This window comes from Shimia aestuarii (genome assembly GCF_022814865.1).
Lineage (GTDB): Bacteria > Pseudomonadota > Alphaproteobacteria > Rhodobacterales > Rhodobacteraceae > Shimia > Shimia aestuarii_A.
In genome coordinates, this window is sequence record NZ_JAKVRD010000003.1 from 195,531 (window position 1) to 222,218 (window position 26,688).

24 protein-coding genes are annotated in these 26,688 nt (G+C 62.4%); 11 read left to right on the plus strand and 13 right to left on the minus strand.

From position 1 onward, the window contains the following. Positions 1 to 125: 125 nt before the first annotated feature. On the plus strand, positions 126 to 2,096 hold the full coding sequence (locus MK745_RS04905) for an elongation factor G (RefSeq protein ID WP_243612156.1): 1,971 nt from the start codon (positions 126 to 128) through the stop codon (positions 2,094 to 2,096). Between the two features lie 57 nt (positions 2,097 to 2,153). On the opposite strand, the gene MK745_RS04910 is transcribed toward MK745_RS04905, so the two are convergent. Then, on the minus strand, positions 2,154 to 3,368 hold the full coding sequence (locus MK745_RS04910; protein ID WP_243612157.1) for an acyl-CoA dehydrogenase: 1,215 nt from the start codon (positions 3,366 to 3,368) through the stop codon (positions 2,154 to 2,156). Positions 3,369 to 3,525: 157 nt separating this feature from the next. On the opposite strand from MK745_RS04910, the gene MK745_RS04915 reads away from it, so the two are divergent. Together MK745_RS04915 and MK745_RS04920 are read left to right on the plus strand one after the other, a co-directional pair. Further along, positions 3,526 to 4,098 carry a cupin domain-containing protein gene (locus tag MK745_RS04915; protein ID WP_243612158.1) on the plus strand — a complete coding sequence of 191 codons (573 nt, stop codon included), beginning with the start codon at positions 3,526 to 3,528 and terminating at the stop codon, positions 4,096 to 4,098. A 9-nt stretch (positions 4,099 to 4,107) separates the two neighbouring features. Then, positions 4,108 to 5,220: a CaiB/BaiF CoA transferase family protein gene (locus MK745_RS04920; protein ID WP_243612159.1), complete on the plus strand. Its 1,113-nt coding sequence runs from the start codon at positions 4,108 to 4,110 to the stop codon at positions 5,218 to 5,220. Here MK745_RS04920 and MK745_RS04925 read toward each other — a convergent pair. From MK745_RS04925 to MK745_RS04940, 4 genes are read right to left on the minus strand one after another with little or no spacing between them, the layout of a single operon-like run. Continuing rightward, entirely contained in the window at positions 5,217 to 5,975 is a 759-nt protein-coding gene (locus MK745_RS04925) for an SDR family NAD(P)-dependent oxidoreductase (RefSeq protein WP_243612160.1), read from the minus strand. The genes MK745_RS04920 and MK745_RS04925 overlap by 4 nt on opposite strands. After that, positions 5,972 to 6,910 (minus strand): SDR family oxidoreductase, encoded by a 939-nt coding sequence (locus MK745_RS04930; RefSeq protein ID WP_243612161.1) that lies wholly within the window; start codon positions 6,908 to 6,910, stop codon positions 5,972 to 5,974. Before MK745_RS04930 ends, MK745_RS04925 begins: the two co-directional genes overlap by 4 nt. Beyond that, positions 6,907 to 7,809 (minus strand): bile acid:sodium symporter family protein, encoded by a 903-nt coding sequence (locus tag MK745_RS04935; RefSeq protein WP_243612162.1) that lies wholly within the window; start codon positions 7,807 to 7,809, stop codon positions 6,907 to 6,909. The genes MK745_RS04930 and MK745_RS04935 overlap by 4 nt, the downstream gene beginning before the upstream one ends. After that, positions 7,806 to 9,125: a flavin-containing monooxygenase gene (locus tag MK745_RS04940; RefSeq protein ID WP_243612163.1), complete on the minus strand. Its 1,320-nt coding sequence runs from the start codon at positions 9,123 to 9,125 to the stop codon at positions 7,806 to 7,808. Before MK745_RS04940 ends, MK745_RS04935 begins: the two co-directional genes overlap by 4 nt. Before the next feature lie 75 nt (positions 9,126 to 9,200). On the opposite strand from MK745_RS04940, the gene MK745_RS04945 reads away from it, so the two are divergent. Beyond that, entirely contained in the window at positions 9,201 to 9,875 is a 675-nt protein-coding gene (locus MK745_RS04945; RefSeq protein ID WP_243612164.1) for a TetR/AcrR family transcriptional regulator, read from the plus strand. Between the two features lie 5 nt (positions 9,876 to 9,880). Here MK745_RS04945 and MK745_RS04950 read toward each other — a convergent pair whose 3' ends face one another. Beyond that, positions 9,881 to 10,333 carry a hypothetical protein gene (locus MK745_RS04950; protein ID WP_243612165.1) on the minus strand — a complete coding sequence of 151 codons (453 nt, stop codon included), beginning with the start codon at positions 10,331 to 10,333 and terminating at the stop codon, positions 9,881 to 9,883. Between the two features lie 120 nt (positions 10,334 to 10,453). Here MK745_RS04950 and MK745_RS04955 point away from each other — a divergent pair, with 120 nt between their 5' ends. Both MK745_RS04955 and MK745_RS04960 read left to right on the plus strand, forming a co-directional pair. Next, on the plus strand, positions 10,454 to 11,458 hold the full coding sequence (locus MK745_RS04955) for a hypothetical protein (RefSeq protein WP_243612166.1): 1,005 nt from the start codon (positions 10,454 to 10,456) through the stop codon (positions 11,456 to 11,458). A gap of 120 nt (positions 11,459 to 11,578) precedes the next feature. Further along, positions 11,579 to 12,871 carry an O-acetylhomoserine aminocarboxypropyltransferase/cysteine synthase family protein gene (locus MK745_RS04960; RefSeq protein WP_243612167.1) on the plus strand — a complete coding sequence of 431 codons (1,293 nt, stop codon included), beginning with the start codon at positions 11,579 to 11,581 and terminating at the stop codon, positions 12,869 to 12,871. Positions 12,872 to 12,986: 115 nt separating this feature from the next. Here MK745_RS04960 and MK745_RS04965 read toward each other — a convergent pair whose 3' ends face one another. Then, positions 12,987 to 13,682: an SIMPL domain-containing protein gene (locus MK745_RS04965; protein ID WP_243612168.1), complete on the minus strand. Its 696-nt coding sequence runs from the start codon at positions 13,680 to 13,682 to the stop codon at positions 12,987 to 12,989. A gap of 166 nt (positions 13,683 to 13,848) precedes the next feature. Here MK745_RS04965 and MK745_RS04970 point away from each other — a divergent pair, with 166 nt between their 5' ends. From MK745_RS04970 to MK745_RS04985, 4 genes are all read left to right on the plus strand, one after another. Continuing rightward, entirely contained in the window at positions 13,849 to 16,194 is a 2,346-nt protein-coding gene (locus MK745_RS04970; protein WP_243612169.1) for a hypothetical protein, read from the plus strand. A 36-nt stretch (positions 16,195 to 16,230) separates the two neighbouring features. Continuing rightward, positions 16,231 to 17,103, plus strand: coding sequence for a 1-acyl-sn-glycerol-3-phosphate acyltransferase (locus tag MK745_RS04975; RefSeq protein WP_243612170.1), 873 nt, complete (start codon positions 16,231 to 16,233; stop codon positions 17,101 to 17,103). A gap of 308 nt (positions 17,104 to 17,411) precedes the next feature. Next, positions 17,412 to 17,867, plus strand: a complete 456-nt coding sequence (locus tag MK745_RS04980) for an Lrp/AsnC family transcriptional regulator (RefSeq protein WP_243612171.1) — start codon at positions 17,412 to 17,414, stop codon at positions 17,865 to 17,867. Between the two features lie 17 nt (positions 17,868 to 17,884). Further along, on the plus strand, positions 17,885 to 19,756 hold the full coding sequence (locus MK745_RS04985; RefSeq protein ID WP_243612172.1) for a monovalent cation:proton antiporter-2 (CPA2) family protein: 1,872 nt from the start codon (positions 17,885 to 17,887) through the stop codon (positions 19,754 to 19,756). Positions 19,757 to 19,811: 55 nt separating this feature from the next. Here MK745_RS04985 and cobT read toward each other — a convergent pair whose 3' ends face one another. After that, on the minus strand, positions 19,812 to 20,822 hold the full coding sequence (gene cobT / locus MK745_RS04990) for a nicotinate-nucleotide--dimethylbenzimidazole phosphoribosyltransferase (protein ID WP_243612173.1): 1,011 nt from the start codon (positions 20,820 to 20,822) through the stop codon (positions 19,812 to 19,814). Between the two features lie 82 nt (positions 20,823 to 20,904). Here cobT and MK745_RS04995 point away from each other — a divergent pair, with 82 nt between their 5' ends. After that, positions 20,905 to 21,654 carry an adenosylcobinamide-GDP ribazoletransferase gene (locus MK745_RS04995; RefSeq protein WP_243612174.1) on the plus strand — a complete coding sequence of 250 codons (750 nt, stop codon included), beginning with the start codon at positions 20,905 to 20,907 and terminating at the stop codon, positions 21,652 to 21,654. 60 nt (positions 21,655 to 21,714) lie between these two features. Here MK745_RS04995 and MK745_RS05000 read toward each other — a convergent pair whose 3' ends face one another. The 5 genes from MK745_RS05000 to MK745_RS05020 form a co-directional block, all read right to left on the minus strand. After that, positions 21,715 to 22,230: a CarD family transcriptional regulator gene (locus tag MK745_RS05000; protein WP_243612175.1), complete on the minus strand. Its 516-nt coding sequence runs from the start codon at positions 22,228 to 22,230 to the stop codon at positions 21,715 to 21,717. Positions 22,231 to 22,540: 310 nt separating this feature from the next. Continuing rightward, entirely contained in the window at positions 22,541 to 22,879 is a 339-nt protein-coding gene (gene fdxA / locus MK745_RS05005) for a ferredoxin FdxA (RefSeq protein ID WP_243612176.1), read from the minus strand. A gap of 52 nt (positions 22,880 to 22,931) precedes the next feature. Further along, on the minus strand, positions 22,932 to 23,306 hold the full coding sequence (locus MK745_RS05010; protein WP_243612177.1) for an RNA-binding S4 domain-containing protein: 375 nt from the start codon (positions 23,304 to 23,306) through the stop codon (positions 22,932 to 22,934). A gap of 44 nt (positions 23,307 to 23,350) precedes the next feature. Continuing rightward, positions 23,351 to 26,143 (minus strand): helicase-related protein, encoded by a 2,793-nt coding sequence (locus MK745_RS05015; RefSeq protein WP_243612178.1) that lies wholly within the window; start codon positions 26,141 to 26,143, stop codon positions 23,351 to 23,353. 20 nt (positions 26,144 to 26,163) lie between these two features. Further along, positions 26,164 to 26,670 (minus strand): tetratricopeptide repeat protein, encoded by a 507-nt coding sequence (locus MK745_RS05020; protein WP_243612179.1) that lies wholly within the window; start codon positions 26,668 to 26,670, stop codon positions 26,164 to 26,166. Positions 26,671 to 26,688 lie beyond the last annotated feature (18 nt).

The following is a 26,688-nucleotide window of genomic DNA, read 5'->3' on the forward strand; positions in this document are numbered from 1 at the left end:
GGCGGTTTGACACAAGTCATGGACGCGTCTCATACTGCTGCGGACTGTGGCCATACCGGGACCGCAGGTGTCCCGACTGCCTTCCTGCGGTCCGAGCCAAGACACTCGGCAGATGGAGGACACCCATGACAGACCAATCCAATGGCGCGCGCGTTGCCGCCCTTGTCGGCCCTTATTCAAGCGGCAAGACAACCCTGTTCGAGGATATCCTCTTTAGCGCCGGAGCGATTCCCCGGCGCGGCTCCGTCAAGGACGGCACGAGCCTTGGCGACAGCGGCGCAGAGGCCCGCGCCCGCACCATGTCCACCGACCTCAATATCGCCTCTTTCGATTATCTTGGCGACGCCTGGACGGCGATCGATTGCCCCGGCTCGGTCGAACTGATCCATGACGCGCAATGCGCGATGATGGTGGCGGATGTGGTCGTGGTGGTCTGCGATCCCAAGCCGGAACGCGCCGTGACCCTTTCGCCGGTCCTGCATTTCTTGGATGACCGCAACATCCCGCACATGCTCTACATCAATAAGATGGATCAGGAAGACGCCTCCGTGCGCGCCACTTTCGAGGCGCTTCAGGCGATCTCGTCCCGCCCGCTCCTGCTGCGCGAAATTCCGATCCGCGACGCAGACGGCCAGTTGACGGGCATGGTCGACCTTGTGAGCGAACGCGCCTTCCGCTGGGAGCCACACAAGAAATCCGAGATGATTTCGATGCCCAAGGACATGGCCGCGCTCGAAGAAGGTGCGCGCAATACCATGCTGGAATCACTCGCAGATTTCGATGATGCCCTGATGATGGAACTTCTTGAGGATGTCGCGCCCTCGACGGGCGACGTCTATGAAAACCTCGTCCGTGACCTGCGCAAAGACCTGATCGTGCCAGTCTTCTTTGGTTCCGCCGAGAACGAGAACGGCGTCACCCGCCTAATGAAGGCGCTGCGCCACGATGCGCCCTCCCCCGCTGAAACCGCCGCCCGGCTTGGCCTGCCCGAGGCTGCCAAATCCGCGCAGGTGTTCAACACCGGCTACGCGGGCAAGGCTGGCAAGCAAAGCCATGTGCGGGTCTGGTCCGGTGAGATCGGAGATGGCGATGTGCTCAATGGCGACCGTGTCGCCAATGTGGGCCAACCGCTCGGCGCCAAGACAACGCTTGTTGGCAAGGCCGGTCCCGGCGCGGTGGTCACTCTTGGACGCATGGCCGAGGCCAGAACCGGCGATTTCCTGACTGAGGGTGGCACAACCAAGGCCGACTGGCCCGCTCCGCCGACGCCGATGTTCGCCCTTGCCCTCTCAACCGATCACCACGCAGACGAGGTGCGCCTTTCCGCAGCTCTCGCGCGTCTCTCCGAGGCCCATCCCTCGATCCGCGCCGCGCATGACCCCGAAACTGGCGAGTTGATCCTCGAAGGCCAAGGCGCGATCCAGCTACAGATCGCTCTCAAAGAGCTTGAGGCCGACACCGGCCTGTCCCTGACCCAAGACATCCCGACTGTGCCGTTCCGCGGCACGATCACCAAATCCATCACACAGAAGGCCCGCCACAAGAAACAATCCGGCGGCCACGGCGAATTTGCGGATGTCGAGCTTGAGGTCAAACCCCTGCCGCGCGGCACGGGCTTTGCCTTTGTTGATCGCATCGTTGGTGGCGCGGTCCCCAAACAATATATCCCCGCCGTGGAAAAAGGCGTCCGTGCCTTCCTCGACAAAGGCCCTGACGGTTACCCGATCGTCGATGTCGCCGTGACGCTCGTCGATGGCAGCCACCACAATGTCGACAGCTCCGACATGGCGTTTCAGAAGGCCGCCGCCAAGGCGATGGGCGAAGCCCTCCCCAAGTGCGCCCCGATCAAGCTCGAACCTGTGCAGAAAGTGACCCTCTCCGCCCCGTCCGAATTCACCCCCAAGGTGCAGCGCATCGCCACCGGACGGCGCGGCCAACTCCTAGGTTTCGACGCCAAACCCGGCTGGCCCGGTTGGGACGAGGTACAAGCCCTGATCCCGGCGGCGGAAATGGGCGATATCGTCACCGAATTGCGCTCAGTGAGCCTTGGCGTCGGGACCTTAACCTCAGAGTTCGACCATCTTCAGAAGGTCTGATCCCAAAGCAAAAGCCCGCCGGGATACGGCGGGCTTTTATGTCGATGATACAGAGTCTTATACGAATGCCTGTAGCCCGGTCTGCGCGCGGCCAAGGATCAGGGCGTGGACGTCATGCGTGCCTTCATAGGTGTTCACCGTCTCGAGATTGACCATGTGACGGATCACGTGGAAATCGAGGCTGATCCCGTTGCCGCCATGCATGTCGCGCGCCATGCGCGCCACGTCGAGCGCCTTGCCGCAATTGTTGCGCTTGATGATCGAGACCATCTCCGGCGCGGCCTTCGCCTCGTCCATCAGACGCCCCACCCGCAGGCAGGATTGCAGGCCGAGCGCGATCTCCGTTTGCATATTGGCGAGCTTCAGTTGGAACAACTGCGTCTGCGCAAGCGGCTTGCCGAACTGCTTGCGGTCAAGCCCGTATTGCCGCGCCCCGTGCCAGCAGAACTCCGCCGCGCCCATTGCGCCCCAGGCAATGCCATAGCGCGCCCGGTTGAGACAACCGAACGGCCCCTTGAGCCCCTCGACATTGGGCAGAAGCGCATCTTCCGACACTTCGACATTGTTCATCACAATCTCGCCGGTGATCGAGGCCCGCAGGGACATCTTGTTCTCGATCTTCGGCGCCGAAAGGCCGGTCATGCCCTTCTCGAGGACAAAGCCCTTGATCTTGCCGCCATGCGCCTCGGACTTGGCCCAGACGACGAACACATCCGCGATCGGCGCGTTGGAAATCCACATCTTCGAGCCGTTCAGGACATAGCCGCCCTCGGTCTTCTTCGCGACGGTCTTCATGCTGCCCGGATCAGAGCCCGCATCCGGCTCGGTCAGGCCGAAACAGCCGATGTATTCGCCCGAAGCAAGCTTCGGCAGGTATTTCTCGCGCTGTTCCTTGGTGCCATAGGCATAGATCGGATACATGACGAGGGAGGACTGCACCGACATCATCGAGCGATAGCCCGAATCCACGCGCTCCACTTCGCGCGCCACAAGGCCATAGGTCACGTAGCCCGCGCCGATCCCGCCATATTCCTCGGGGATCGTGGTCCCAAGAAGGCCCATCTCGCCCATCTCGCGGAAAATCTCCGGGTCGGTCTTTTCGTTCTCGAACGCATCCGTCACCCGCGGAAACAGCTTGTCCTGCGCATAAGCCCGCGCCGCATCGCGCACCATGCGCTCATCTTCCTCGAGCTGATCCTCAAGAAGAAACGGGTCCTCCCAGGTGAAAGACGAAAGGTCGGGCCGGCTTTGCGGCTTGAGATGATCGGTCATATGCGCCCCATTCTTGATACGGTCGGTTGCGTTTCCATCAGGTCGGCTCCGCAGGTTCGCTCCTCTATTGCTCATTTTTTTGAGCAAGTCGAACAAAAAGTTGCGCAAGGCGCACAATCCCCCTAGAACCGAGGAGGAACCTAGAGCGGAAACGGCCATGAGTGAAGAGTTCGACGTAGGGTCACGTTTGAGAACGCTGCGCAACGCAGCCGGGTTTTCGCAGCGACAGCTCGCGGAAGCCTCCGACGTGCCGCACGGACAGGTCTCGATGATCGAAACCAACCGCTCGAGCCCCTCTGTCTCGTCGCTGCGCAAAATCCTCGGCGGGCTTGGTATCTCCATGGCCGAGTTCTTTGAGCCCGAGGAAGCCCCCGAGGATCAGGTTTTCTTCGCCCCCGCCGAGTTCTCGGATCTTACTTCCGCGCTCTATGCCGACGCGACCGGGCGGCTCCAATTGCGTCAGGTCGGAGACGCAAAGAAACGGGGCCTGCAAATCCTGCACGAAACCTATGCCCCCGGTGCCGATACCGGAGAGACGTTGCTTGAGCACGAGGCGAGCGAGGGCGGCCTTGTTATCTCTGGCGAGATCGAAGTCACCGTCGGCAGCCAAACCCGCGTGCTCGGCCCCGGCGAGGCCTATCTCTTCGACAGCCGCCAGCCGCACCGCTTTCGCAACACCTCCGAGGCCGAGGCCGTGGTCGTCTCTGCCTGCACGCCCCCCTATCTCTGAAGGAAGCCCATGAAACCGCTCGAAGGTCTGAAAGTCGTCGAACTCGCCCGTATTCTCGCGGGTCCGTGGATCGGCCAATCCCTCGCCGATCTCGGCGCCGAGGTGATCAAGGTCGAAAGCCCCGATGGCGACGACACCCGCAAATGGGGACCGCCCTTTATCGAGCGCGATGGCGATGTGACCGCGGCCTATTACTATGCTGCGAACCGCGGCAAGGACTGCGAGGTTCTGGATTTCCGTACCGATGAGGGACAGGCCCGCGTGCGCGCCCTTGTGGCCGACGCAGATATCCTGATCGAGAATTTCAAACTCGGGGGACTGGCGAAATATGGCCTTGATTATGCGAGCCTCGCCGCCCTTAATCCCCGCCTGATCTATTGCTCCATCACAGGCTTCGGACAGGACGGCCCCTATGCCGCGCGCGCAGGCTATGACTTCCTCATCCAAGGCATGTCCGGCCTGATGTCGATCACCGGCGAACCGGACGGCCAACCGCAAAAGGTCGGTGTCGCGGTGACGGATATCGTCACCGGCCTCTACGGCACCATCGGCATCCTCGCGGCCGTCGAACAACGCCATCGCACCGGCAAGGGCCAGCATATCGACATGTCCCTCCTCGACTGCGCCACGGCCATGCTCGCCAACCAGTCGATGAACTACCTCGCAACCGGCCAAAGCCCGATGCGCAAGGGCAACGCTCATCCCAATATCGCACCCTATCAGGTACTGCCGGTAAGTGATGGCCATATCATCATCGCCGTCGGCAATGACGGCCAGTTTCAGCGCCTCTGCGGCGTGCTTGGGGCAGGCGATCTGGCCGAGGATAGGCGCTTTGCCTCCAATCAGCTCCGCGTCGAAAACCGTGACGCCCTGACCGCCGCGCTCGAAACCGCGATGGCCCGCTGGACCAAGACCGACCTCCTCGCCGCGCTCGAGGCCGCAACCGTCCCCGCGGGTCCGATCAACGCCATCGGAGAAGCCTTTGAAGATCCTCAGATAAAAGCACGCGGCCTAGAGATCGCGCCCGAGGGCATCCCCGGCGTGCGCGGCCCGTGGCGCTTCTCAGACGCAGAGCTTGCGCTCGACAAATCCGCCCCCGTGCTGCCGAAATCCAAGCCTTAGGCCCCGCGAATATTCTTCTGCATCACATACTGAAAAAGGCGTGGGCTCAGGCGGTGCAGCATATGGCTGACCCTTGCCACGCGCCCCACTGGAATAAACGGCTGTCGCCGCGCCACACCGCGCAGGATCACCGTGGCCGCCTCCTCCGGTGTCATCGCATCGATCCCGTCGCCTGCCGATCCGGGCCGCGCCGTGCCATCCTCCTGTCGCTCGGCCTGACCCGGATTGGTCGCAATGAAAGATGGTGCCGCGATAAGCGTCTGCACCCCATGCGCCGCCTCCTCCGAACGCAAGGACGAGAAGAACCCCTCAAGCGCGTGTTTCGACGCCGCATAGGCCGTGCGGTGATAGAGCGGCGAGAACCCCGCCACCGAGGAAATCGCCAGATGCGTGCCCTTGCTCTTGCGCAACGGCTGTAGAAACGCCGCCGCCATGGCCGTCGCGGCAAAAAGGTTGATCTCAAACACCTTCCGCAGCGCCGCCTCGTCGAGATCGGCAAAGGCGCCGATCTGCGTGATCCCGGCATTGTAGATCACAAGGTCGATGGACGGGCTTTCGGCGATGATCTGGTCAAACACTGCCGCCCGCGCCGCCCCATCTGTCAGGTCGCAGGCCACAGGCATCTGCATCGCGCTCGCCTGAAGCCCGGAAATATCCCGATCCACAAGAACCACACGCCACCCTGTCGACCGCAACGCCGCCGAAAGCGCCCGGCCAAGCCCGCCTGCGCCCCCAGAAATCACCGCCGTTTTCATGGCTGCACACTCTGGCGCCAGTGCTCAAATACTTCAGCGCTGGTCTTCTCTGGCACATAGCCGAACTCGCGCTTCAGCGCATCATTGGCGAGCACCGGGCGATATTGCAGGAACCGAACCTGTTCCGGCCCATAGCGGCTCAGCCCCAAAGGCTTCGCCACGGCGAGCGCCGCCTTCAGAAGCCCCGCAGGCAGGCGCACCACCGGCTTGTCGAGCGCACGGGCCAAATCGGACATCCCCATCGCACCGTCCCCTGCGACGTTAAAGATCCCGGCTGGTCCGCTGGTCGCTGCACGAAAGAGAATCCGCGCAAGGTCGCGCGTCCAGATAAACACAAACGGGCTTTCGCTCCCCTTGAGCGCAAGGAGGCGCGGCTTTTTGAAAAGCGCCGTGATCTGGTTTTCTGTCCCCTGCCCGAGAACCGTCCCGACGCGCAGCACCACCTGTTCGAGCTGTGGCGCTTCTTGCCGCGCGCGTTCAAGGATCTCCTCCACAAGACGCTTGTGATGACTATAGGCAAAGGCCTCGTTGCCGCGCAACGGGTCCCCCTCGCGCAGCGGCACCGGGTTGTCCGCATGATAGCCATAGGCCGCACCCGACGAGGTCACGACAAAGCGTCGCGTCCCCGCGGCGATCGCCGCCGCGAGAACCTTCTCGGTCCCCTCGACATCGACGGCATAGGCAAAGGCCCGATCCGCCCCCTTGGGAGGCGTGACGATCGACGCCAGATGCACAACGACCTCTGGCCGTTCTTCGGCCAAGACCCGCGCGGCATCCTCTTTGGTCACGTCAAGCGGCACAAACCGCGCATTCTCGGGCATATGCTCCGGCGCAAAAAGCCCCGTCGCGATCACCTCGTGATCCGTGCCGTCCAACTCGCGCAGGAAGGCCTGCCCGACCAAACCGGCAGCCCCGGTAATCAGAATCTTGCTCATTGGGCCGCCTCGCGCCTCGAGAGCATGTAGGCAAGCCCCATACCCGACAAGATATGCCAGATACCCCAAAACGCCGCGACAACCGCCATGCCGCCAAGCCCGTGGAAAAACCCAAAGATCAACACAAGGCCGAGGCCCGAGTTCTGAATCCCTGTCTCGATGGTGACTGCGCGGCGGTTGAAAGGCGACAGCCCCGCAAGCGTCGCTGTGACAAAGCCCCCTGAAAGCGCCAGCGCATTGTGCAGCAAGACAAGCCCCGCCACGAGACCGGCATAAAGCAGGAAGTAGTTCCAGTTCGCCGCCAATGCGAGCACGACAAAGGCGATGAAGATCCCCATCGACACCCATTGCAGCGGCGTGCGCAAGCGCGCGGTGATATTCGGACGCGCCATGTTGAGCCAGATACCAAGGATCAACGGCAGCACGAGCATGAATCCCACCGTGATAGCAACAGAGATCGGATCGACCGATGTGGCGCGCAAGATCTCGCGTGTCGGTTCATATAGGCTGCCCCAAAAGGCGATGTTGAACGGCGTGAGAAAGATCGCTCCCACCGTTGCAAAGGCTGTCATCGACACCGAAAGCGCCGCGTTGCCGCCCGCCCGATGGGTGATGAAATTCGAGATATTGCCGCCCGGACAGGCCGCCACGAGGATCAGGCCAAGCGCGATCGAGGGCTGCGGATTGGTCAACAGGACAAGCCCGAATGTCAGCACCGGCAAGACCACGAATTGCGAGAACAGCCCCGCGATCAGCGGTTTGGGGGCATGGGCCAACCGTTTGAAATCTTCGGGCTTGAGATCAATGGCGATTGAAAACATCACCACGGCAAGGATCCCGTTCAGAAGTTGCAGGGATCCGGGGCTGAAATTCAGCATCACGTCATCAACAGGGGTCATGCGCGCGCTCCTTTCTGAAGGCGTTTGATCCATTTCGTGACGGCGCCGCGATAGGTCGCCTTATCCACGTAATACGCCATTCGGGCCAAATCGAGGTAGTCCATTCCGCCCGTCGCCCTGTCATAGCCCTTGGCTTTCTCTGCCTTAAGCTCTTTCGCCGCCGCCGTGCCATCGCGCAGACCGGCCACATACCGCGCCACCATCTCGGCCTGTTCATGCCGTCCCTGCCAGCCGAGGCCCGTCGCCTCGATCATACCAAGCACAAAGAGATCGTCGCGCTCGGGATGCATCGCGTTGAGGTAAAGATGCGGCGCATCGCCTTGCCAGTTCAGCAGTGAATCCTCGATGAACGGGTAATGCAGCTTGTAGCCCGTTGCCGCGAGGATCATGTCATAGTCTTCCTGCGTGCCATCGGTGAAATGGACCGTCTTACCCTCAAGCCGCGCGATATTGGGCTGCACCCGCAGATCGCCATGCCCGGCATGATAGAGGACGAGTGAATTCACCACCGGATGACTTTCGTAGAGCTTGTAGTCTGGCTTGGGAAAACCGTATTTCTCGGGCCGCCCCACGAACCATTTGAGCAGAAAGCCATCCACCTTCCGCTTAAGCCACATCGGCAGGTTGATCGCCCCGCCAAGCGTATCGGCCGGCTTGCCAAAGACGTATTTCGGCACAAAATAATAGCCACGCCGCATGGAAAGATCGGTGCGCTTGGCGTGGTGGATCGCGTCCACCGCGATATCACAGCCCGAATTCCCCGCCCCCACGACAAGCACGCGCTTGCCATCGAATTGCGACGGATAGCGATAGTCGCAGGCATGGATCAACTCGCCGTCGAACGTGCCTTCAAAACGCGGCATGTTGGGCTCGGACAAGGTGCCATTTGCGATCATCACCCCGGCATAGACCGCCTCATGCTCGCCCTCGCCATCACGCCAGGTCACACGCCAGCCTTCGCCACTGCCTCCAAGCGGGGCAAGCGATGTCACCTCAGCATTGAAATGGTAATGCTCCCTCAGTCCGAAGTGATCTGCAAAACGGCGGAAGTAGCCTTTGAGATCATGGTGGCTCGGATATTCGGCCACATCCTCATCCATCGGGAAGTCTTCGAACTCCGTCATGTGCTTTGAGGAAATCAGGTGGGCGCTTTCGTACATGGTCGAACGCGGGGCGTCGATATCCCACAATCCGCCGACATCCGAATGCAGTTCGAACCCATCGAACCCGACGCCCTGCTCCTTGAGAACCTTGGCCGCTGCAAGCCCCATCGGCCCCGCCCCGATCAGGGCGAATTTCTCGCGCGTTTCCAACATGCACCCTCCCCTGTGCTATTGTTGTGTTAATGATATTAGATTGAACACTCGTTCAATATAAGGCAAGATGTTTTTATGAAGATGAAGATTCCTCAGGAAAAACAACGGCAAAGAGCGCCGTCCAAACGTGCCCTCGAAACCCGCGCGGCGATTCTGAACGCCGCCGAACGGCTTTTTGCGGCACGGGGATTCGACGGCACCTCCATCCGTGATATCGGCAAAGAAGCCGGGGTACAGACAAGTCTGGTGAACCATCATGGCGGCACCAAGGAAGAGCTTTTTGCACGGATCGTCGCGCGCCGGGCCGATGAGCTTTCCATCGCCCGCCTAAGCGCGCTGGCGGCCCATAACCACGCAGGCGCCCCGACACTCGAAGGGGTGCTGACAGCTTTCTTTGGCCCCTATCTCGAAAAAGCCGAAGCCGCCGAACCGCAATGGCGCGCCTATGCCCGACTGGTGGCTATTGTCTCGGCCGATCCGCAATGGAAAGACCTGACCGAGCGCTGTTTCGACCCCACCGCGCGCCGCTTTATCGACGCCATCGCCTCGCTCTTTCCGAATGCACGACGCGATGATATCGCCGCCGGTTTTGTCTATTCGGTCTCGGCCATGCTGGCCCTTGCCACGTCCCGCTGGCGCGTCCGCGCCCTAAGCGACGCCCCACAGGACATGACAAGCCACCTTGATGAACTGGTGCGTTTCTGCGCCGCCGGGATCACCGCCGCCGCAACACCCCCGGATCCGGCCTGACGCCATCAGGGGATGAGCACCGCCTTGCGCTCGAAGACGGCCTCAGCCGTGCCAAGATCGTCGTAAAGCAGTTCGACCTCGACCGTCTCGATCGACCCAAGCGGATAGTTGAGGTAGATGACTGCGTCTTCGGGAATGGCCGCAGGTGACGGCCCTTCCGCATCACAAGGCGGCAAGTCAAACACCATGCTTTCGCCGCCGTTCAACGCGAACCGCACCTCGTGCAATCCACAGCGCCACGACAAGAGATGTGTGAAGTAGAGCAGGTCGAGCCCGTTATACTCTCGTACCGCGATCCAGTTCGCACGGGTCGCCTCGAGGATCGGTCGCACCTCCGTCGCAGTCAGAAACTTCCCCGTCGGACTTTGGTCTTCCTTGGCATAGTTCTCATCGGCCAACGCCATCCCTGCCACCCCGGCAACCACTGCGAGCAATCCGGCCCTTAGATAGTTTGACATTCGCTCCCTCCCTTCGATTTTGCAGCACCGCAACAGGTCGTCCCCGCAATCCCGGGTGGAACACATGGATTTCGCCGTTATAGTTGCGGCATATGAGTATCGTGCAGGGCAGCAGTCAAAATGGCAAGAAAAGCGTCGAAGCGGCCAGACTTCAATATCGTCATCGTCGGTCAATCGGGCCGCCTGCAATACGAAGCGGTTCTCTTCGCCGCCTCCCTGCGCGCCAATTCGCCGGATTTCTCAGGACGCCTCTTCGTCGCCGAACCCCAGCCAGGGCCAAGCTGGGATAGCGATCCGCGCATCCACTCTGAGCCGGTGCGCAGCGCCCTAGAGGAACTCGGCGCCGAGATCATCCCCTGCGAGAGCACGCATTTCGGCGGCGCCTACCCCTATGGCAACAAGATCGAGGCGCTTCTCGCCCTACCCGAGGGTGAGCCGTTCGTATTCTTCGACACCGACACGCTTGTCACGGGCGATCTGATGTCCGTCCCCTTCGATTTCGACCGCCCCTGTGCCTCGCGCAAGGTCGAAGGCACGTGGCCCACCATTGAACTCTACGGCCCCGGCTACACGCAAATCTGGAAATCGCTCTACGACAAGTTCGGCCTCGATTTCGAAACCTCGCTCGACCTCTCCTGGCCTGACGAATACTGGCGGCGCTATCTCTATTTCAATGCCGGGTTCTTCTACTACAAATGCCCCAAGCTCTTTGGCGAACGCTTCCTCGACTACGCCAACGAAATCCACTGGAACGCACCGCCCGAATTGATCTGCCAGCCGCTGGACCCATGGCTTGACCAAGTCGCCCTGCCGCTTGTGATCCATTCCTTCGGCGGCGGCCGCGATGCATTGCCCGAGGGCTATCTCGACGGGGATGTGACCTGCCATTACCGCATCCTGCCGCTCGCCTATGCGCGCGAATCTGATGCCGTGATCAAGACCCTCGAAGACGTTGCCGCCCCCAATAAGATCAAGAAAGTGCTCAAGGAATATGACCCGATGAAGCGCATGATCTACCAAGGCCGCGGCCAGAAGGTCCGCGCGCTCTTTGATCGCGACAACCTGCCCCGCAAGGAACAGGCGATCCGCAACAAGATCAAGCGCAACGGCTTCTGGATGCGCTAAACGCTCGTTCCGTCTTTCTTCCTGAAACCAAACCATTTTCCCTGATCGCCAAAGCGCCGTTGCACCGCGCTATGACTCTGCCTAATGATTGCGGCGACATATTTTGCAGGAGGAAACCCCATGTCTGACGCCCCCGCATTCGGCTTTGATACACTTCAGATCCACGCCGGCGCCCGCCCCGATCCCGCGACCGGTGCCCGCAACACGCCGATCTATCAGACCACGGCCTATGTCTTCCGCGACGCTGAACACGCCGCCGCGCTCTTTAACCTTCAGGAAGTGGGCTATATCTATTCGCGCCTGACCAACCCGACCGTCGCCGTTCTTCAGGAACGTGTCGCGACGCTTGAGGGCGGTGTGGGCGCGGTCTGCTGTTCCTCCGGTCACGCAGCCCAGATCATGGCCCTGTTCCCGCTCATGGCGCCGGGTCGCAATGTCGTGGTCTCGACCCGTCTCTACGGTGGCTCCATCACCCAGTTCAGCCAGACCATCAAACGCTTCGGCTGGTCGGCGAAATTCGTCGATTTCGACGACACCGCCGCCATTGAGGCCGCCATTGATGACGACACCCGTGCGGTATTCTGCGAATCCGTCGCCAACCCCGGTGGCGTGGTGACCGACCTCGACGCCGTGGCCGCCGTCGCCGACAAGGCCGGCCTGCCGCTTATCGTCGACAACACCTCTGCCACCCCTTACCTCTGCCGTCCGATCGAACATGGCGCAACGCTGGTCGTCCACTCCATGACCAAGTACCTGACCGGCAACGGCTCCGTGACCGGCGGTGTCGTCGTCGACAGTGGCGAGTTCGACTGGTCCGCCTCGGACAAGTTCCCGTCGCTCTCCGAACCCGAACCCGCCTACCACGGCCTCAAGTTCCACGAGACCTTCGGCCCCCTCGCCTTTACCTTCCACGGCATCGCCATCGGTCTGCGTGACCTCGGCATGACCCTGAACCCGCAGGCAGCGCACTATACGCTGATGGGTATCGAGACTCTCTCGCTACGCATGGACAAGCATACGCAGAACGCCGAGAAAGTCGCGGCATGGCTCGAAACCAACCCGCATGTCGACGGTGTGACCTATGCGGGCCTGCCTTCGTCGCCTTATCACGAGCGCGCCAAACGCATCTGTCCCAAAGGGAGCGGCGGTCTCTTCACCGTGGCGCTCAAAGGCGGCTATGACGCCTGCGTCAAGTTCGTCGATAGCCTCGAGCTGTTCAGCCACGTCGCCAACCTCGGCGACACCCGCAGCCTGGTGATCCACTCTGCTTCGACCACCCACCGTCAGCTCACCCCCGAGCAGCAGGACGCCGCAGGCGCGAGCGCGAATGTGGTGCGGATCTCCATCGGCATCGAGGACGCGGACGACCTGATCGCCGATCTCGAACAGGCGCTGGCCAAGGCCCACGCCTAATAGCCCCACAAGACAGGAAAGGCCGCGCTCAAGACAGCGCGGCCTTTCTCTTTTCCTATTGTCGCGAACTCCGGGGAGACTTGCCCCCGGCACAGCGTCAGAAGGGGGCGTGCCCCTACTCCTCCCCGCCTTCGATCGCGAACACCATCGACACCAGCGCACGGGTTTCCATCTCCCCGGCAGCGACGGGCATGCCACCGTCCGAGACCATCTCGGCCCGCGCCATCATCATCGGGCGTGGCGTCGCGGCACCGGTCTCCGATAGGCTTAGCACCGGACCGAGCGTGACGCCCGCCGCTTCCGCATAAAGCGCCGCCCGTGCTTTGGCATCGGCCACTGCCGCGCGTCGCGCCGCCTCGTGGAGCGGGGCCGTATCCTGCACCGCGAATTGCAACCCACCAAAGCCATTGGCGCCATCCGCGACCACCTTGTCAAAAATCCCGCGCATCATCCCAAGATCGCGCAACCGCACCGTCACCCGGGTCTCGGCCCGGTAACCGCGAATTTCCGGTGCCTCGTTCGGCGCCCGGTCCCGGCTCCAAAGCGGATTGAGCGACAAAGCGCTGGTCTGCATGTCCCGCGACGCGATCTCGAAGGCCTCAAGCCGCTCAAATACCGCCTGCGCACGTTTCGCCACCGTATCGAGCGCCTCTGTCGCCGTCGCCGCCTCCTCGCTGACCTCAAGCGTCAGAACTGCCATATCCGGCACTGCCGTGACCACACCCTCGCCTGTCACACTGATCGTGCGCGGGTCTGCCTGTGCGGCGCTCGTGAGGCCCAAAACCCAAAAAACCATTACCAACAAACGCATATCGACATCTCCTTTTGTCTGTCCCGGCGACACTGCGCTTTTGGCCGGGGTGTGTCAAAACCTACGGGGGTGCCTGTTTTCCTTCCCTTCGGCGAATCCCTGCTATAAAATCCTGCGCACGGAGCTGAGACTCCACAAGCCATGACGTGGGTGCTAGAGCCGCCATATGAAACCGGAATTTGCCCTTTCCCTTTCCTTTGAAGGGATTAGCCTTCTTTACCGCATCGAGGGCGGGTGGCACCTTATGGGCGAAGCCGCCCTGACCTCGGAAACCCTCGGGGCCGATCTCGAGGCCCTGCGGGATACGGCCGAATCCATCGGCGGCAAGGCGTTCCGAACCAAGCTTGTCCTTCCCAACGAACAGATCAAATACCTCTCGCTTTCCACCGGCAAAATCGACCGCGAGGCGCGCATTGCGGCGGTCTCTGCCGAGCTTGAGGCGACGACACCGTATGGTATCGACGAACTGGCTTTTGACCTGACAGCGGCAGGGCCCGAAACCCATGTCGCCGCCGTCGCGCGCGAGACCCTTGTCGAGGCCGAGGCTTTTGCCGTCGAACACGCCTTCAACCCGGTTTGTTTCGTTGCCATCCCACCCGCCGGAACCTTCTCGGGTGAGCCGTTCTTCGGACAGACCGAGATCGCGCCGAAACTCCTGAAGAAAGACACCGCCAAACCCGACGAATTGCCAATCCACGTGATCTCGTCCGGCCCCCTGCCCGAACCCAAACCCGAACCAGAGCCCGTCGCCGCGCCTGAATCTGCGCCGGCCCCGGGCCTTGCCACCGCGCCCGCCGCCCCCAAACCCGAGGCCGAGCCGGAATTGCCGCTCGCTGCCGCGCCAGAGGCACCTGCTCCCGCCCTTGAGACGAAAGCGACACCGCAAGAGGCGGAAGACGCCACAGACCTGCCCGCCGCACCGGAAGTCCTTCCTGACGCCACCCCCACACCGTCTTTTGGCAGTCGTCGTAGCACCGCCGCCCCCTTGCGCGCAGAGCGGAGCGCCGAAACCGCGCCGCGCCGTGAAAACACCCTGACCGCAAGCCGTGAAGACGGCCAGGCGCTGCGCTTCGATCCGGCCCGCGTCGCAGCAGGCTTGCGTCCTCAACAGACCGAGGCCACCGACGACACCGATGGCCGGGGCCGTCGACTGGCCGAGAATGCATCCGGCGCCGTGGTCGCGGCCACCGCCTTCCTGAGCCGGCGTCGCGAGGCCCGCAGAGCGCGTCGCGCCGCGGGTTCCGCCGTTCCGGCCGAGGCTGCCGCCACCAACGAACGCCAACGCATGATGGTCTTTGGTGCGCGCAGCACCGAAATCGGCGGCAAGCCGCGTTACCTTGGCCTTGCCCTTACCGTCGTTCTGCTCGTGTTCCTCGCCGCGGTCGCCGCTTGGGCGTCGCTGTTCATGGACGAGGGTCTGGCCGGGCTTTTCCGCCGCGACCCGCCACAACAGATCGCCGACAGCGCCCCCGAAAGCCAACCGGTCGAAAATCTCGAAACCGCCGCGCTGCCGCCCGTGTCGCCCGACACGATCACCGACAGTGCCGAGATCGAAGCGATGACCGACGCGGATCACCCGACCGCGCTGGACGGGCACGAAGCCGAGGCCCGCTATGCGGCTACGGGAATCTGGCAACGCGCCCCGGATCAGGCTCTAACGCCTGAGTCCGGAAGCACCGACGATCTCTACCTGACCTCGATCGACCGCGTGGTGATTGCCAAGGATGCGGTCGCGCTCCCGGCGCTGAAGTCTTATGCCACCGACCGCCCCCTGCCGCGCCAGATGTCACCGCTGCCGCGCGGGCTCGATTTTGACATGGACGAACGCGGATTGGTCAAGGCCACGCCGGACGGCGCGCTCTCGCCGGAGGGCATCCTGGTCTATCTTGGCAAGCCACCGGTCCTGCCCGCTGCCTATCCGGTTCGCAAGGCCGCACCGGGCGAAGCCCTGCCGCCCGTCGAACGCGCCCGGATTGCAACGCTGCGCCCACGCCTGCGCCCCGAAGACCTGATCGAACAAAACGAACGCGCTTCCAATGGTGGCCGCACCCTCGCGGAACTGTCGAACATGCGCCCGCGTCTGCGACCGGAGACCGAAAAGGCCGAAGAGGAAGCCGAGGACACCACCGCGACACAATACGCAGTGACTGCCTCGCTCCGCCCCAAACCACGTCCGCAGAATTTCGAAGCGATCGTCGCCCGCGCCGATCCGGCTGAGCGCGTCGAGCCAACCGCTGCCGTCGCCACCGTCACGCCCTCGATCCCAAGCAGCGCCTCTGTCGCCCGGCAGGCCACGATCCAGAATGCCATGAACCTGCGCAAGGTGAACCTGATCGGGGTCTATGGCACATCGAATTCTCGCCGCGCTTTGGTCCGCCTGTCCAACGGGCGCTTCAAAAAGGTGAAGGTCGGAGATCGCATTGACGGCGGCAAGGTCGCTGCCATCGGTGACACTGAACTGCGCTACATCAAGTCCGGCAAGAACGTCGTTCTCAAACTGCCCCGCGGCTAGGGCTGTTCCCCGCCTGCCCAAGCCAAGAGGTCTCCCTTGCAGCCAGAGAAGCACCATCCCCTCGACCAGACCCTCCTCGAGCGGCTGCACCTGCCAATGGATGCGACCCTGCGACTGCGGCTCATGCGAGGCCTGATCCATCTCGTCGATGGCACAAGCCGCGCCTTTTTTCGCAAGCCTTTCTTCGGGTTGCGCGAATGCGAAGCGCTTTGGCAAGAACTTGACATGGCGACCGACGTGGATCTCGTCGATGCGCTTCTGGCGCTCAAAGGTGGCACCGCACTTGACCCGCATGGGCTCGAACATATCCCCGAAACCGGCCCGGCCCTGATCGCCTCGACCCATCCGACCGGCCCTTTCGATTTTATCGCCCACGCCGGCACGCTGCTCAAACGCCGCCCAGATCTCAAGGTCGTGGCCAACAATGACGCCCGCACCTTCCTTGGCGCCGACCGTATCGTCTCTGTCCGGGTCAACCGCCACAACCGGGCGCTGTCTGCCCGCGCCACGGTCGCAGGCATGGAGGCCCATCTGCGCGATGGCGGCGCGCTTTTGATCTTCGGCTCTGGCCGCGTGCCCCGCCGCGCCGGAAGCGGGTTGATCGAACCGCGCTGGCGCTCCGGCACCACACGCGTCTCCGAGAGTTGCAACGTGCCGATCATCCCGGCCAGCATCGACGTGCGAAACTCGCGCTACTACTACCGCCTGCGCCATCTCGCGTGGCGCCTAAGTGGCAGCGACAACTTCGCCGTCACCGTCGGGTCTTTGCGGTATCTGATCGAAATGCTGGATCAACTGGGCGGGCGCTATGATCTGCATTACGGCACGCCGCTCGCTCCCGGAAGCCCTCCGGAACTGATCCAGAAGAAGGCCGAAAGCCTCGTGCCAGGCCTCTATTACGGCACCTGATCCCGCCTATTGAAACGCCGCCACGATCCATCCCCATAGACCGCAGCGGCGCCCCCTCGCCCGTGAGCGGGTTCGTCATATCTCGATAAGAGCGGAACGCCGGTCAGCATCGACAAACACCAGAACCGCGCACCACCCGTCCCATGTCGGGAAAGGGTGGATCGCGCGGCTTTCTACTTAACCTGTTCAGCGCCTTCCCGCCGAGTATACGTCGCCTTGCCCACAGTTTTTGCGCATATTGACGTGCACATGTTACATTTTTCAGGTATTCTACGCATGAAACCCCAATATCACGCGGATTTTTCGCAATGCTGGACGAGATGGACAAACGGCTTCTGGCCGCCCTGCAGAAGAACGCCCACCTGACGGCGCAGGAATTGGGCGATATTCTCAACCTCTCCCCGTCTCAGGCCGGACGCCGCCGCCAACGGCTCGAATGCGATGGCTATATCCAATCCTATACCGCTCGCCTTGACCCTGCGCGCGTCGGGCTCGATGTGCAGGCCTTCGTACAAGTCACCCTCGCATTGCATAGCCCTGAGCACGGACAAGGCTTTGTCTCCATGATCTCGACCCGCCCCGAGATCATCAGCGCCTGGACCCTGACAGGCGATGCCGACTACCTGTTGCGCGTCTTCTGCGAAGACCTCTCCGCCCTCAACACCCTGATCCATGATGTGCTTCTGCCGCATCCGGCTGTCGCCCGCGTCCAGAGTCAGATCGTCATGGATCAATGCAAGCGCGACGCGCCCCTGCCCACCTGAAGGACACCTAACGCCCCATGGACGGATTCCTACTCCAGACAACGATCTTCCTCGGCACCGCCGTGATCGCCGTGCCGATCTCGGCCCGGCTCGGCATGGGATCGGTGCTCGGCTATCTCTTGGCCGGGGTGTTGATCGGCCCGATCCTCGGCCTTGTGGAACACTCCGAAGACTTGCTGCACTTCGCCGAGTTCGGCGTGGTGATGATGCTCTTCCTGATCGGTCTCGAGCTTGACCCCCGCGCCCTTTGGGCCATGCGCCACAAATTGATCGGTCTGGGCGGGTTGCAAGTCTTGTTGACCGGCACCGCCATTACCGCCGGGGCGATCTGGATGGACCAGCCCGTCAAGACCTCGATCGCGCTTGGGATGATCTTTGCCCTGTCCTCAACCGCCATCGTGATTCAGACCCTCTCGGAGAAGAACCTGATGAAGACGGGCGGTGGACGCTCGGCCTTTGCCGTCCTTCTGACGCAGGACATCGCGGTCATTCCCATGCTTGCCATCCTTCCGCTTCTCGCGGCGGGGCCGATCCTGCAGATCGCCACTGATGGCTCGATTCATAGCGTCGGCGGTGACGAGGCGCACGCCGCCGAACTCTCCCTTGTCGAAGGTCTGCCCGGCTGGGGCGTGACGCTTGTGACCGTCGGCGCCGTCGTCGCCGTCGTGCTCGCCGGGCGCTACCTCGTGCGCCCGGTCTTCCGCTTTATCCATTCCGCCAACCTGCGCGAGATGTATACCGCCTTTGCGCTCTTGATCGTGATCGGCATCGCTCTTCTGATGACCATGGTCGGCCTCTCTCCTGCGCTCGGCACCTTCCTTGCGGGCGTGATCCTCGCCACAAGCGAATTCCGCCACGAACTCGAGAGCGACATTCAACCGTTCAAGGGTCTCCTTCTTGGTCTGTTCTTCATCACCGTCGGCTCTCAGATCGATTTTGCCGGCTTCTTCTCTGACCCCGTTCCGATCCTATCGCTGACCCTCGCCCTGATTTTTGCCAAGGCGGTGATCCTCTTCGGCCTTGGGCGCGTCTTTGGCCTCAGGGGCCGCGATCAGGTGCTCTTTACCCTGAGCCTCGCACAGGCCGGGGAGTTCGGCTTTGTTCTGATCTCTTTCGCCCTGCAGCAACACGTGTTGGAACCGGCACTGGCCGAAGAGTTGATGCTTGTCGTCGCTCTCTCGATGCTCATCACGCCGCTTCTTTTCATCGCCTATGACCTTCTGACCCGTCGCATGAGCGATAGCGCCGAGATCCATCCCGATGACGAGGTCGACGAACAAGGTCCGGTCATCATTGCCGGGATCGGACGCTTCGGGCAGATCGTCAATCGCCTCGTGCGCTCCGCAGGCTTCCGTACCGTAGTGCTCGACCATGACATGCGTACCATCGAACTGATGCGCCGCTTTGGCGTCAAAGGTTTCTTCGGCGACCCGACCCGCCCGGAACTCCTGCACGCCGCCGGGCTTGCTGAGGCGCGCGTTCTCGTCGTCGCGCTCGACGACCCCAAAGCCGCAACCAAGCTCGTCGCCTTCGCGCGGCGCGACCGACCCGATCTGCATATCGTCGCCCGCGCCCATGACCGTCATCACACCTTCGAGCTGTTCAACGCCGGGGCCAACGATATCGTGCGCGAGATGTTCGACTCCTCACTTCGCGCAGGCCGCTACGTCCTCGAGAATGTGGGTCTGAGCGAATACGAGGCCGCACAGGCCGAACAGGCCTTCTACAAACACGACCGCTACACGATCCGCGAACTCGCCCAACACTGGGACCCAAAGGTCCCCACGGTCGAGAACCGCGCCTATATCGCGCGCGCCAAGGAATTGGAGAAAGAGCTGGAGATGTCGCTCCTCGCGCTCTTGGAATCCGAGCGCAAAGAGCAGGACTGAAGGCACAAGCGCCTTCGAAATCGCGTGAAGAAGGGCTTTCGAAAGCCCTTGCGCGCTACCCGTCCGAGACGCCCGCCTCGGCAAAGGTCGCCATGCCGGAATGACAGGCAATGGCCGATTTCAGGATATTGATCGCCAAGGCTCCGCCCGACGCCTCCCCAAGGCGCAGGCCAAGCGACAGCATCGGCGCCTTGCCAAGCTTCTCCAGAAGCCGCACATGCCCGGTCTCCGCGCTCACATGGCCCGCCAGCGCATGATCAAGCGCGCCGCCCTCTGCCGCCTCAAGTGCCGCCGCCGCCGCGCAACAGATGAACCCGTCCAGGATAACCGGGATCGACAGGCTCCGCGCGCGGGCAATCGCCCCCGCCATCGCGGCCAACTCCCGGCCGCCAAGACAGCGCAGAACCTCGAGCCCCTCGCGCGCAGGATTGACGGCAAGCCCTTCGGCGACAACCCGTGCCTTGGTCGCAAGGCCCGCATCGTCGACGCCCGTGCCGCGCCCAACCCAATCCTCGGCCGCACCACCAAAAAGCGCCGCCGCGATAGCCGCCGCCGCTGTGGTGTTGCCGATCCCCATTTCCCCAACGACAAGAAGGTCGGTGTTCTCCGCTACCGCATCCCAACCCGTGGCCAGCGCCGCGATGACCTCTGCTTCGCTCATCGCCGGGCCTTGGGTGAAATCCGCCGTGGGTCGGTCCAAATCGAGCGCATGCACCGAAAGCTTCGCCCCCGCCGCGCGCGAAAGCTGATTGATCGCTGCGCCGCCGTGCTGAAAGTTAAGCACCATCTGCTCGGTCACTTCCGCCGGAAAGGCCGATACGCCCTGCGCCGTGACCCCGTGATTGCCTGCGAAAACGATCACCTGCGGCGCCGCGATCTCCGGCCGCGCCGTCCCGCGCCATCCTGCGTACCAGATCGCCATCTCCTCAAGCCGCCCAAGCGCCCCCGGCGGTTTGGTCAACTGGCCATTGCGCTCTGCTGCCGCGTCCAACACGCCTTGATCCGCCTTCGGTGCCTCGGCGAGCAATTTGCGGAAATCATCAAGCGTTGAAAAAGGCGCGGGCATGGCGTGGCTCCTGTTGAAATTCGTTGTTGTGCGTTGTTTACCTGATGTCGATGGGCCTGCAAGGCCGGAAAGAGACCGACACATGACGCAGGACGACACCCGCCTCGCAATGCCCTCCGATATCGCCACTGCGCTGGCGCTCCTGACGCGCTTGCCGGTGCACGCCGCATTCGAACGTGGCGCGCGTGCCGCTTGGGCCTATCCGCTTGCCGGGCTGGCGGTGGCGCTCGTCGCGGCGCTGCCGACGGGCGTTCTACTCTGGTTCGGTGTTGCACCCCTGCTTGCCGGGGTGGTGTTCGTCGCGCTTCAGGTGATCCTCACCGGAGCCATGCACGAGGACGGCCTCGCCGATAGCGCCGATGGGCTTTGGGGGGGATGGGAACGCGTCCGCCGCCTTGAGATCATGAAGGACAGCCATATCGGCAGCTACGGCGTCCTCGCCCTCGTCCTCGCGCTCGGCGCACGCATCCTCGCCGTCGGCCTACTCCTCGGTCACGGCGGCTGGCTCTGGCCGCTCCTCGCCGTCGCCATGCTCTCCCGCGCCACCATGCCCGCGCTTATGGCCGCCCTGCCGCACGCACGCGACACCGGCCTTAGCCACGCACAAGGCCGCGCCCCGCAAGAGACCGCCCTCCTCGCTGCGGGTCTCGCCGCGCTGGGCGCTCTCTTGTTCTGTGGCTTTTCCGGGATCGGTCTTGCGCTTCTCGCCGGGCTCACTGCGCTGACCTGTGCCGCCATCGCCAAGGCCAAGATCGCCGGTCAGACCGGCGACATCCTTGGCGCGACGCAGCAGATGACGGAAATCGCCCTTCTGATCGCTCTGACCGCCTGAGCACGAAAAAACCGCGCCCCATTGGAGCGCGGTTCTTCATTTCTGCAACTAGCCTGTGGCTTAAGCTGCCGCTGCGCGCGATGTCAGAACGTCATCAACCTTCTTCGAGGCAGCCACCTCGTCACCGCCACCCACGGCCGCGACTTCACGAGTCAGACGCTCAAGCGCGGCTTCATAGAGCTGACGCTCAGAATAGCTCTGCTCGCGCTGATCGTCGGTGCGGTGCAGGTCGCGCACCACCTCGGCAATCGCGATAAGATCGCCCGAGTTGATCTTTTGTTCGTATTCCTGGGCGCGGCGCGACCACATGGCCCGCTTCACCTTGGCCTTGCCCTTAAGGGTCGTCATGGCCTGATCGACAACATCGGGCGAGCTGAGGCTGCGCATCCCGATCTCGGTCGCCTTGTGCGTCGGCACGCGGAGCGTCATCTTGTCCTTCTCGAACGAAATCACGAACAGCTCAAGCTGCATGCCGGCGACTTCCTGCTCCTCGATCGACACGATCTGACCCACGCCATGCGCGGGATAAACGACGTATTCGTTGGGGCGGAATTCGGTCTTACTGGTCTTGCTCATCTGGGTCCTTCCTGACGCAGGCCCTTGCACCCGCGAAAAAAACGGAGGCCCGGGAAAGACCTTCCCGGCCATCAGCTTCTCTTTGGGACAAAAAACCATCCTCGGCAGACCCGGGATGGCTCGTGGGCAGTATGTCTATGTGACAGAGTTATAACATAAAAACCGCATATCTCCAAGCTGGGCAGCTTGAAACGGGCGGTCTCGGGGCCGTTTTCGGCCCTTTCACACGGTTTTTATCGCCTTTTCACACGCCAAACGACGCCGAAACCTTTCGGCGCTGCCCCGCATGTCGGGCGATTCGAATCGGGTCTCAGCCGCCTTCGCCAGGCGCTTCCGAGAAGTATTTCTCAAGCTTACCCTCTTCTCCGTCGCGCTCATCCGCCTCCGGGAGAGGATCTTTCTTGGTGATGATCACCGGCCAGATCTCGGAATATTTCCGGTTGAACTCGACCCATTTTTCCATGTCCGGCTCGGTGTCCGGGCGGATCGCATCGGCCGGGCATTCCGGCTCACACACCCCGCAATCGATGCATTCATCGGGATGAATGACCAGCGTGTTCTCGCCCTCATAGAAACAGTCCACGGGGCATACTTCGACGCAATCGGTATATTTGCAGGCGATGCAGTTGTCGGTGACGACATAGGTCATAGTCGAGTCTCATCTACATTTTTCCGGCACCTAGCTAATCCAGTGCGCCGGATCATTCAAGTTCACCACGACGTTTGAGGTCGAGTTTACGCCGATCACGCTTCGTCGGACGGCCTTGTCCTTCATATCTAGGCGCGCGCGGAACGTTGTCTTTGACTTCGCTCAAATCCTCGTAGAGCGCCTGCGCCTCGGGGGCCGGTCCACGGCGCTCGCCGATCGCAACGATTCGCACCACCCGGATCGCCCGTCCCTGCGCAAAGGTCAGAACGTCGCCGGGACCAACCGAATGGCTCGCCTTGGCGGCCTTCGCCGCGTTGACCCTGACATGACCGCCCGTGACCACCTTGGCCGCCAGCGTGCGGGTCTTGAAGAACCGCGCATGCCAAAGCCACTTGTCGAGCCGTTGCTTGGAAGAAGGATCACTCACATCACGAAACCACGCGGGGCCGGAAATCCCGGCCCCGTCATCTCTTATCCCTTGTCCTTGAGCCCCATCAGCGCCGCAGCGAAGGGGTTGTCCGGATCAATGGCTTTTTCCTTTTTCGGCGGGCGGGCCTGATATTGCTTGGCCCCCTGATCACGACGCGGTGCGCCCTTACCCTTGGGTTTGCCGCCCTTGCCGCGCGGTTTGTCGCCCTGCGGCGCGCCACGGTCTGCGCCACGGCGCGGCCCCCGGTTGCCCTGCCGGTTTCCAGCCCAGGTAAAGGTAAAGAATACCTCCATCTCCGGCCCTTCTGTGGCCTCAGGCGTCTCCTCTGCCGCTGCCGGTGCTTCGGGCGCGGCGTCCGCGGCAACCGCGTCCTCTGCTGCCGCGTCTTCGACGGGCGCATCGGTGGCTGTCTCGGTGCTCTCGGTCGCAGCCTCTGCCGGTGCTTCCGGTGCAGCCTTGACCTTTTCGCGCTCGCCCTTCTCGGCCTTGTAGCCAAGCCCCTGCATCAGATCTGCAAACTGCTCGAGCGTCATGCCAGTGATCGAGAGCATATCGGCCTTAGCCTCAAAGCCCCCACGGCTATCCTCCGCGCGCAGCATATCGGCAAGGCGCTCCAGCATATCAATGCGGATCGCGCGTTCCCCGGCGGCGCGGTAGCCAGCCATGCTGTGATAGCCCTGCGGCACACCTTTGCCCGACGGCACAGTCACAAGGCCGGGCGGCGGCGCTTCGGGGAATTCATCAAGCCCTTGGGCCAGCGACCACAGGACCAAACGCAGGCGCGTCGGTGCAGGCTTCAGAAGAAGCGGCATGAAGATCGTGAACTGGCCGAACCGAACACCATGTTTGCGCAGCGATCCGCGCGCGTCCTGATCAAGCTCCTTGACCTCTCCCGCAACCTCACCGCGCGGAATAACGCCAAGCGTCTCGACAAGACGGAACGCAAAGCCCCGCGCCAGACCGGTAAGCTCTTCATCCTTGGACAGGTTCAAAAGCGGCTCAAACAGCGCGGCGATCTTGCGGTCGATGAAATGCTGCAAGCGGCGTGCGACCTTCTGGGCGACATCTGCCCCCGCTTCGTCGTCAACGAAGACCTTGATGCCCGGCTTGAGCGGATCATCTCCGGGTACGAGCTTACCAACGGCTTGCTCGCCCCACATCAGACCCCCCTGTTCGGTGAAATCGATTTCCGTATCGGGCGCGTTATAGAACCGGTCCGCGCGCAGATGGAACTGCGGCGCCAGCGCCTGCAGGCTCGCCTGCTTGAGCGTCTTGGCTTCCTGACCGGAGGCCTCTTTGTCCGCCACGAAACGGAACCCTTCGAGCCGACCGACGAATTCGCCTTCGACGGTCACCTCACCCTTGTCATTCACTTCGGCCAACAGGGCCTCCTTCTGTTTGAGCCGGCGCAAGAGCACGGATGTGCGCCGGTCCACAAATCTCTGAGTCAAACGCTCGTGCAACGCATCCGACAGGCGGTCTTCTACAGCGCGGGTCTCCCCGCGCCAATGGTTTTCGTCATCGACCCAGCCTTTTCGCTGCGCAACATATGTCCATGTGCGAATATACGCCAGTCGTTTAGACAGCGTGTCAATGTCGCCTTCTGTCCGGTCAAGCCGCTTGACCTGCCGCGCCATCCAGTCATCAGGCACCTGCCCGCGCTCATGCAGATAGCCATAAAGCCCCTCAATAAGCGACGCATGTTCCGCATGGCTGATGCCACGGAAATCCGGCACCCGACACACATCCCATAAAAGGCGCACCGACGCCCCATCACTCGCCCGCGCCATGACCTCGGCAGAGGCGCGCATGGTGTTGAGCGCCATCTGGTCGTCTGCTTCGCGCGCCTTCACAAGGCGCTCATCCTTCGGCGCCATATCGAGCGAGGCCAAAAGCGCATCGACCGAGCCGAATTCGAGCCGCGCATTGCGCCAATTGAGCTTTTTCTGCGGTGTGAACCGATGCTCCATGATCGCCTCGGCCACTGCATCGTCCAAGGGCGGCGCTTCGCCGGTAACACCAAACGTCCCGTGGCTCATCCCCCGCCCCGCGCGGCCCGCGATCTGCGCGAGCTCGTTGGGCGCCAGCGGCCGCATCCGGCGGCCATCGAATTTCACCGTCGAGGAAAAGGCCACATGGTCGATATCAAGGTTGAGCCCCATGCCGATCGCATCCGTCGCCACGAGGTAATCCACATCACCATTCTGATAGAGCTCCACCTGAGCGTTGCGCGTGCGCGGAGAAAGCGCCCCCATAACAACCGCCGCACCGCCCTTCTGACGGCGTAGCAACTCGGCAATGGCATAGACGTTATCAACCGAAAATCCGACAATGGCCGAGCGTGGCTGCATCCGGCTGATCTTGCGGCTGCCAGAATAGCTGAGCGTCGACATGCGCTCGCGCCGCATGAATTCGGCCTCCGGCACCAATTCCGCAATCGCGCCCCGCATCGTGTCCGAGCCAAGGAAAAGCGTCTCATGGGTGCCCCGTGCCCTGAGTAGGCGGTCGGTAAACACATGCCCGCGCTCCGGATCGGCGCAAAGCTGAATCTCGTCCACGGCAAGGAAATCCGTGCCCATCCCCTCGGGCATCGCCTCTACCGTGCAGACCCAATACTGCGTGCGCGGCGGCACGATCCGTTCCTCACCGGTGACAAGCGCCACGACAGACGGCCCGCGAATGGCCACGATCCGGTCGTAGACCTCGCGCGCCAAGAGACGCAGCGGCAGGCCGATGACCCCCGTGCGATACCCGAGCATCCGCTCGATGGCATAGTGCGTCTTTCCGGTATTGGTCGGCCCGAGCACCGCCATGATCCGCCGCTCTAGGGACATCGGCTCATTCCGTTATTGCGTTAGAGAGTCTGGCCCTTGACCAGCGGCTCGAGTCTGTCGAGCGCCTCTGTAACCTTGGGATGTGTCGGATGTATAGCCCTGACGAGACGATAGGCCTCCCAGGCGTCTTCATGCCGCTCCAGCATCTCAAAGATCGACCCCAATCCGATCAATGCGCCGAAATGGTCGGGGTTGAGGGCCAACGCCTGTTCAAGATCGCTCAGCGCGGGACCATAAAGCCCGGCCTCGAAATAGGCCGCCGCCCGCGTCACATACCCTTCGGCAAATCCCGGCGCATGGTCGACAAGCGCGCTCAGGTGATCAATCGCCGCCTCGACCTCCTTGCGCTCGAGCGCGGCACGCCCGCGTTTGAGCAGGAAATCCGCACTGGCCGAGCCGGATTTGCTCCATTCAAGCTCGATCTCGCGCACAATCTTGTCCGCTTCGGTAGGATCCGCGTCACGCAACCGTTGCATAAGCGTTTCAAGCTCGGCGGCACGCACCGGGCCAGATTGCAAAAAGACCATTGCGCCAAAAGTTGCCGC

Bases quoted from the DNA above. Each gene is read 5' to 3' on its own strand.
- MK745_RS04905 (WP_243612156.1), top strand. From the start codon at position 126: ATGACAGACCAATCCAATGGCGCGCGCGTTGCCGCCCTTGTCGGCCCT.
- MK745_RS04910 (WP_243612157.1), bottom strand. From the start codon at position 3,368: ATGACCGATCATCTCAAGCCGCAAAGCCGGCCCGACCTTTCGTCTTTC.
- MK745_RS04915 (WP_243612158.1), top strand. From the start codon at position 3,526: ATGAGTGAAGAGTTCGACGTAGGGTCACGTTTGAGAACGCTGCGCAAC.
- MK745_RS04920 (WP_243612159.1), top strand. From the start codon at position 4,108: ATGAAACCGCTCGAAGGTCTGAAAGTCGTCGAACTCGCCCGTATTCTC.
- MK745_RS04925 (WP_243612160.1), bottom strand. From the start codon at position 5,975: ATGAAAACGGCGGTGATTTCTGGGGGCGCAGGCGGGCTTGGCCGGGCG.
- MK745_RS04930 (WP_243612161.1), bottom strand. From the start codon at position 6,910: ATGAGCAAGATTCTGATTACCGGGGCTGCCGGTTTGGTCGGGCAGGCC.
- MK745_RS04935 (WP_243612162.1), bottom strand. From the start codon at position 7,809: ATGACCCCTGTTGATGACGTGATGCTGAATTTCAGCCCCGGATCCCTG.
- MK745_RS04940 (WP_243612163.1), bottom strand. From the start codon at position 9,125: ATGTTGGAAACGCGCGAGAAATTCGCCCTGATCGGGGCGGGGCCGATG.
- MK745_RS04945 (WP_243612164.1), top strand. From the start codon at position 9,201: ATGAAGATGAAGATTCCTCAGGAAAAACAACGGCAAAGAGCGCCGTCC.
- MK745_RS04950 (WP_243612165.1), bottom strand. From the start codon at position 10,333: ATGTCAAACTATCTAAGGGCCGGATTGCTCGCAGTGGTTGCCGGGGTG.
- MK745_RS04955 (WP_243612166.1), top strand. From the start codon at position 10,454: ATGGCAAGAAAAGCGTCGAAGCGGCCAGACTTCAATATCGTCATCGTC.
- MK745_RS04960 (WP_243612167.1), top strand. From the start codon at position 11,579: ATGTCTGACGCCCCCGCATTCGGCTTTGATACACTTCAGATCCACGCC.
- MK745_RS04965 (WP_243612168.1), bottom strand. From the start codon at position 13,682: ATGCGTTTGTTGGTAATGGTTTTTTGGGTTTTGGGCCTCACGAGCGCC.
- MK745_RS04970 (WP_243612169.1), top strand. From the start codon at position 13,849: ATGAAACCGGAATTTGCCCTTTCCCTTTCCTTTGAAGGGATTAGCCTT.
- MK745_RS04980 (WP_243612171.1), top strand. From the start codon at position 17,412: ATGCTGGACGAGATGGACAAACGGCTTCTGGCCGCCCTGCAGAAGAAC.
- MK745_RS04985 (WP_243612172.1), top strand. From the start codon at position 17,885: ATGGACGGATTCCTACTCCAGACAACGATCTTCCTCGGCACCGCCGTG.
- cobT (WP_243612173.1), bottom strand. From the start codon at position 20,822: ATGCCCGCGCCTTTTTCAACGCTTGATGATTTCCGCAAATTGCTCGCC.
- MK745_RS04995 (WP_243612174.1), top strand. From the start codon at position 20,905: ATGACGCAGGACGACACCCGCCTCGCAATGCCCTCCGATATCGCCACT.
- MK745_RS05000 (WP_243612175.1), bottom strand. From the start codon at position 22,230: ATGAGCAAGACCAGTAAGACCGAATTCCGCCCCAACGAATACGTCGTT.
- fdxA (WP_243612176.1), bottom strand. From the start codon at position 22,879: ATGACCTATGTCGTCACCGACAACTGCATCGCCTGCAAATATACCGAT.
- MK745_RS05015 (WP_243612178.1), bottom strand. From the start codon at position 26,143: ATGTCCCTAGAGCGGCGGATCATGGCGGTGCTCGGGCCGACCAATACC.
- MK745_RS05020 (WP_243612179.1), bottom strand. From the start codon at position 26,670: ATGGTCTTTTTGCAATCTGGCCCGGTGCGTGCCGCCGAGCTTGAAACG.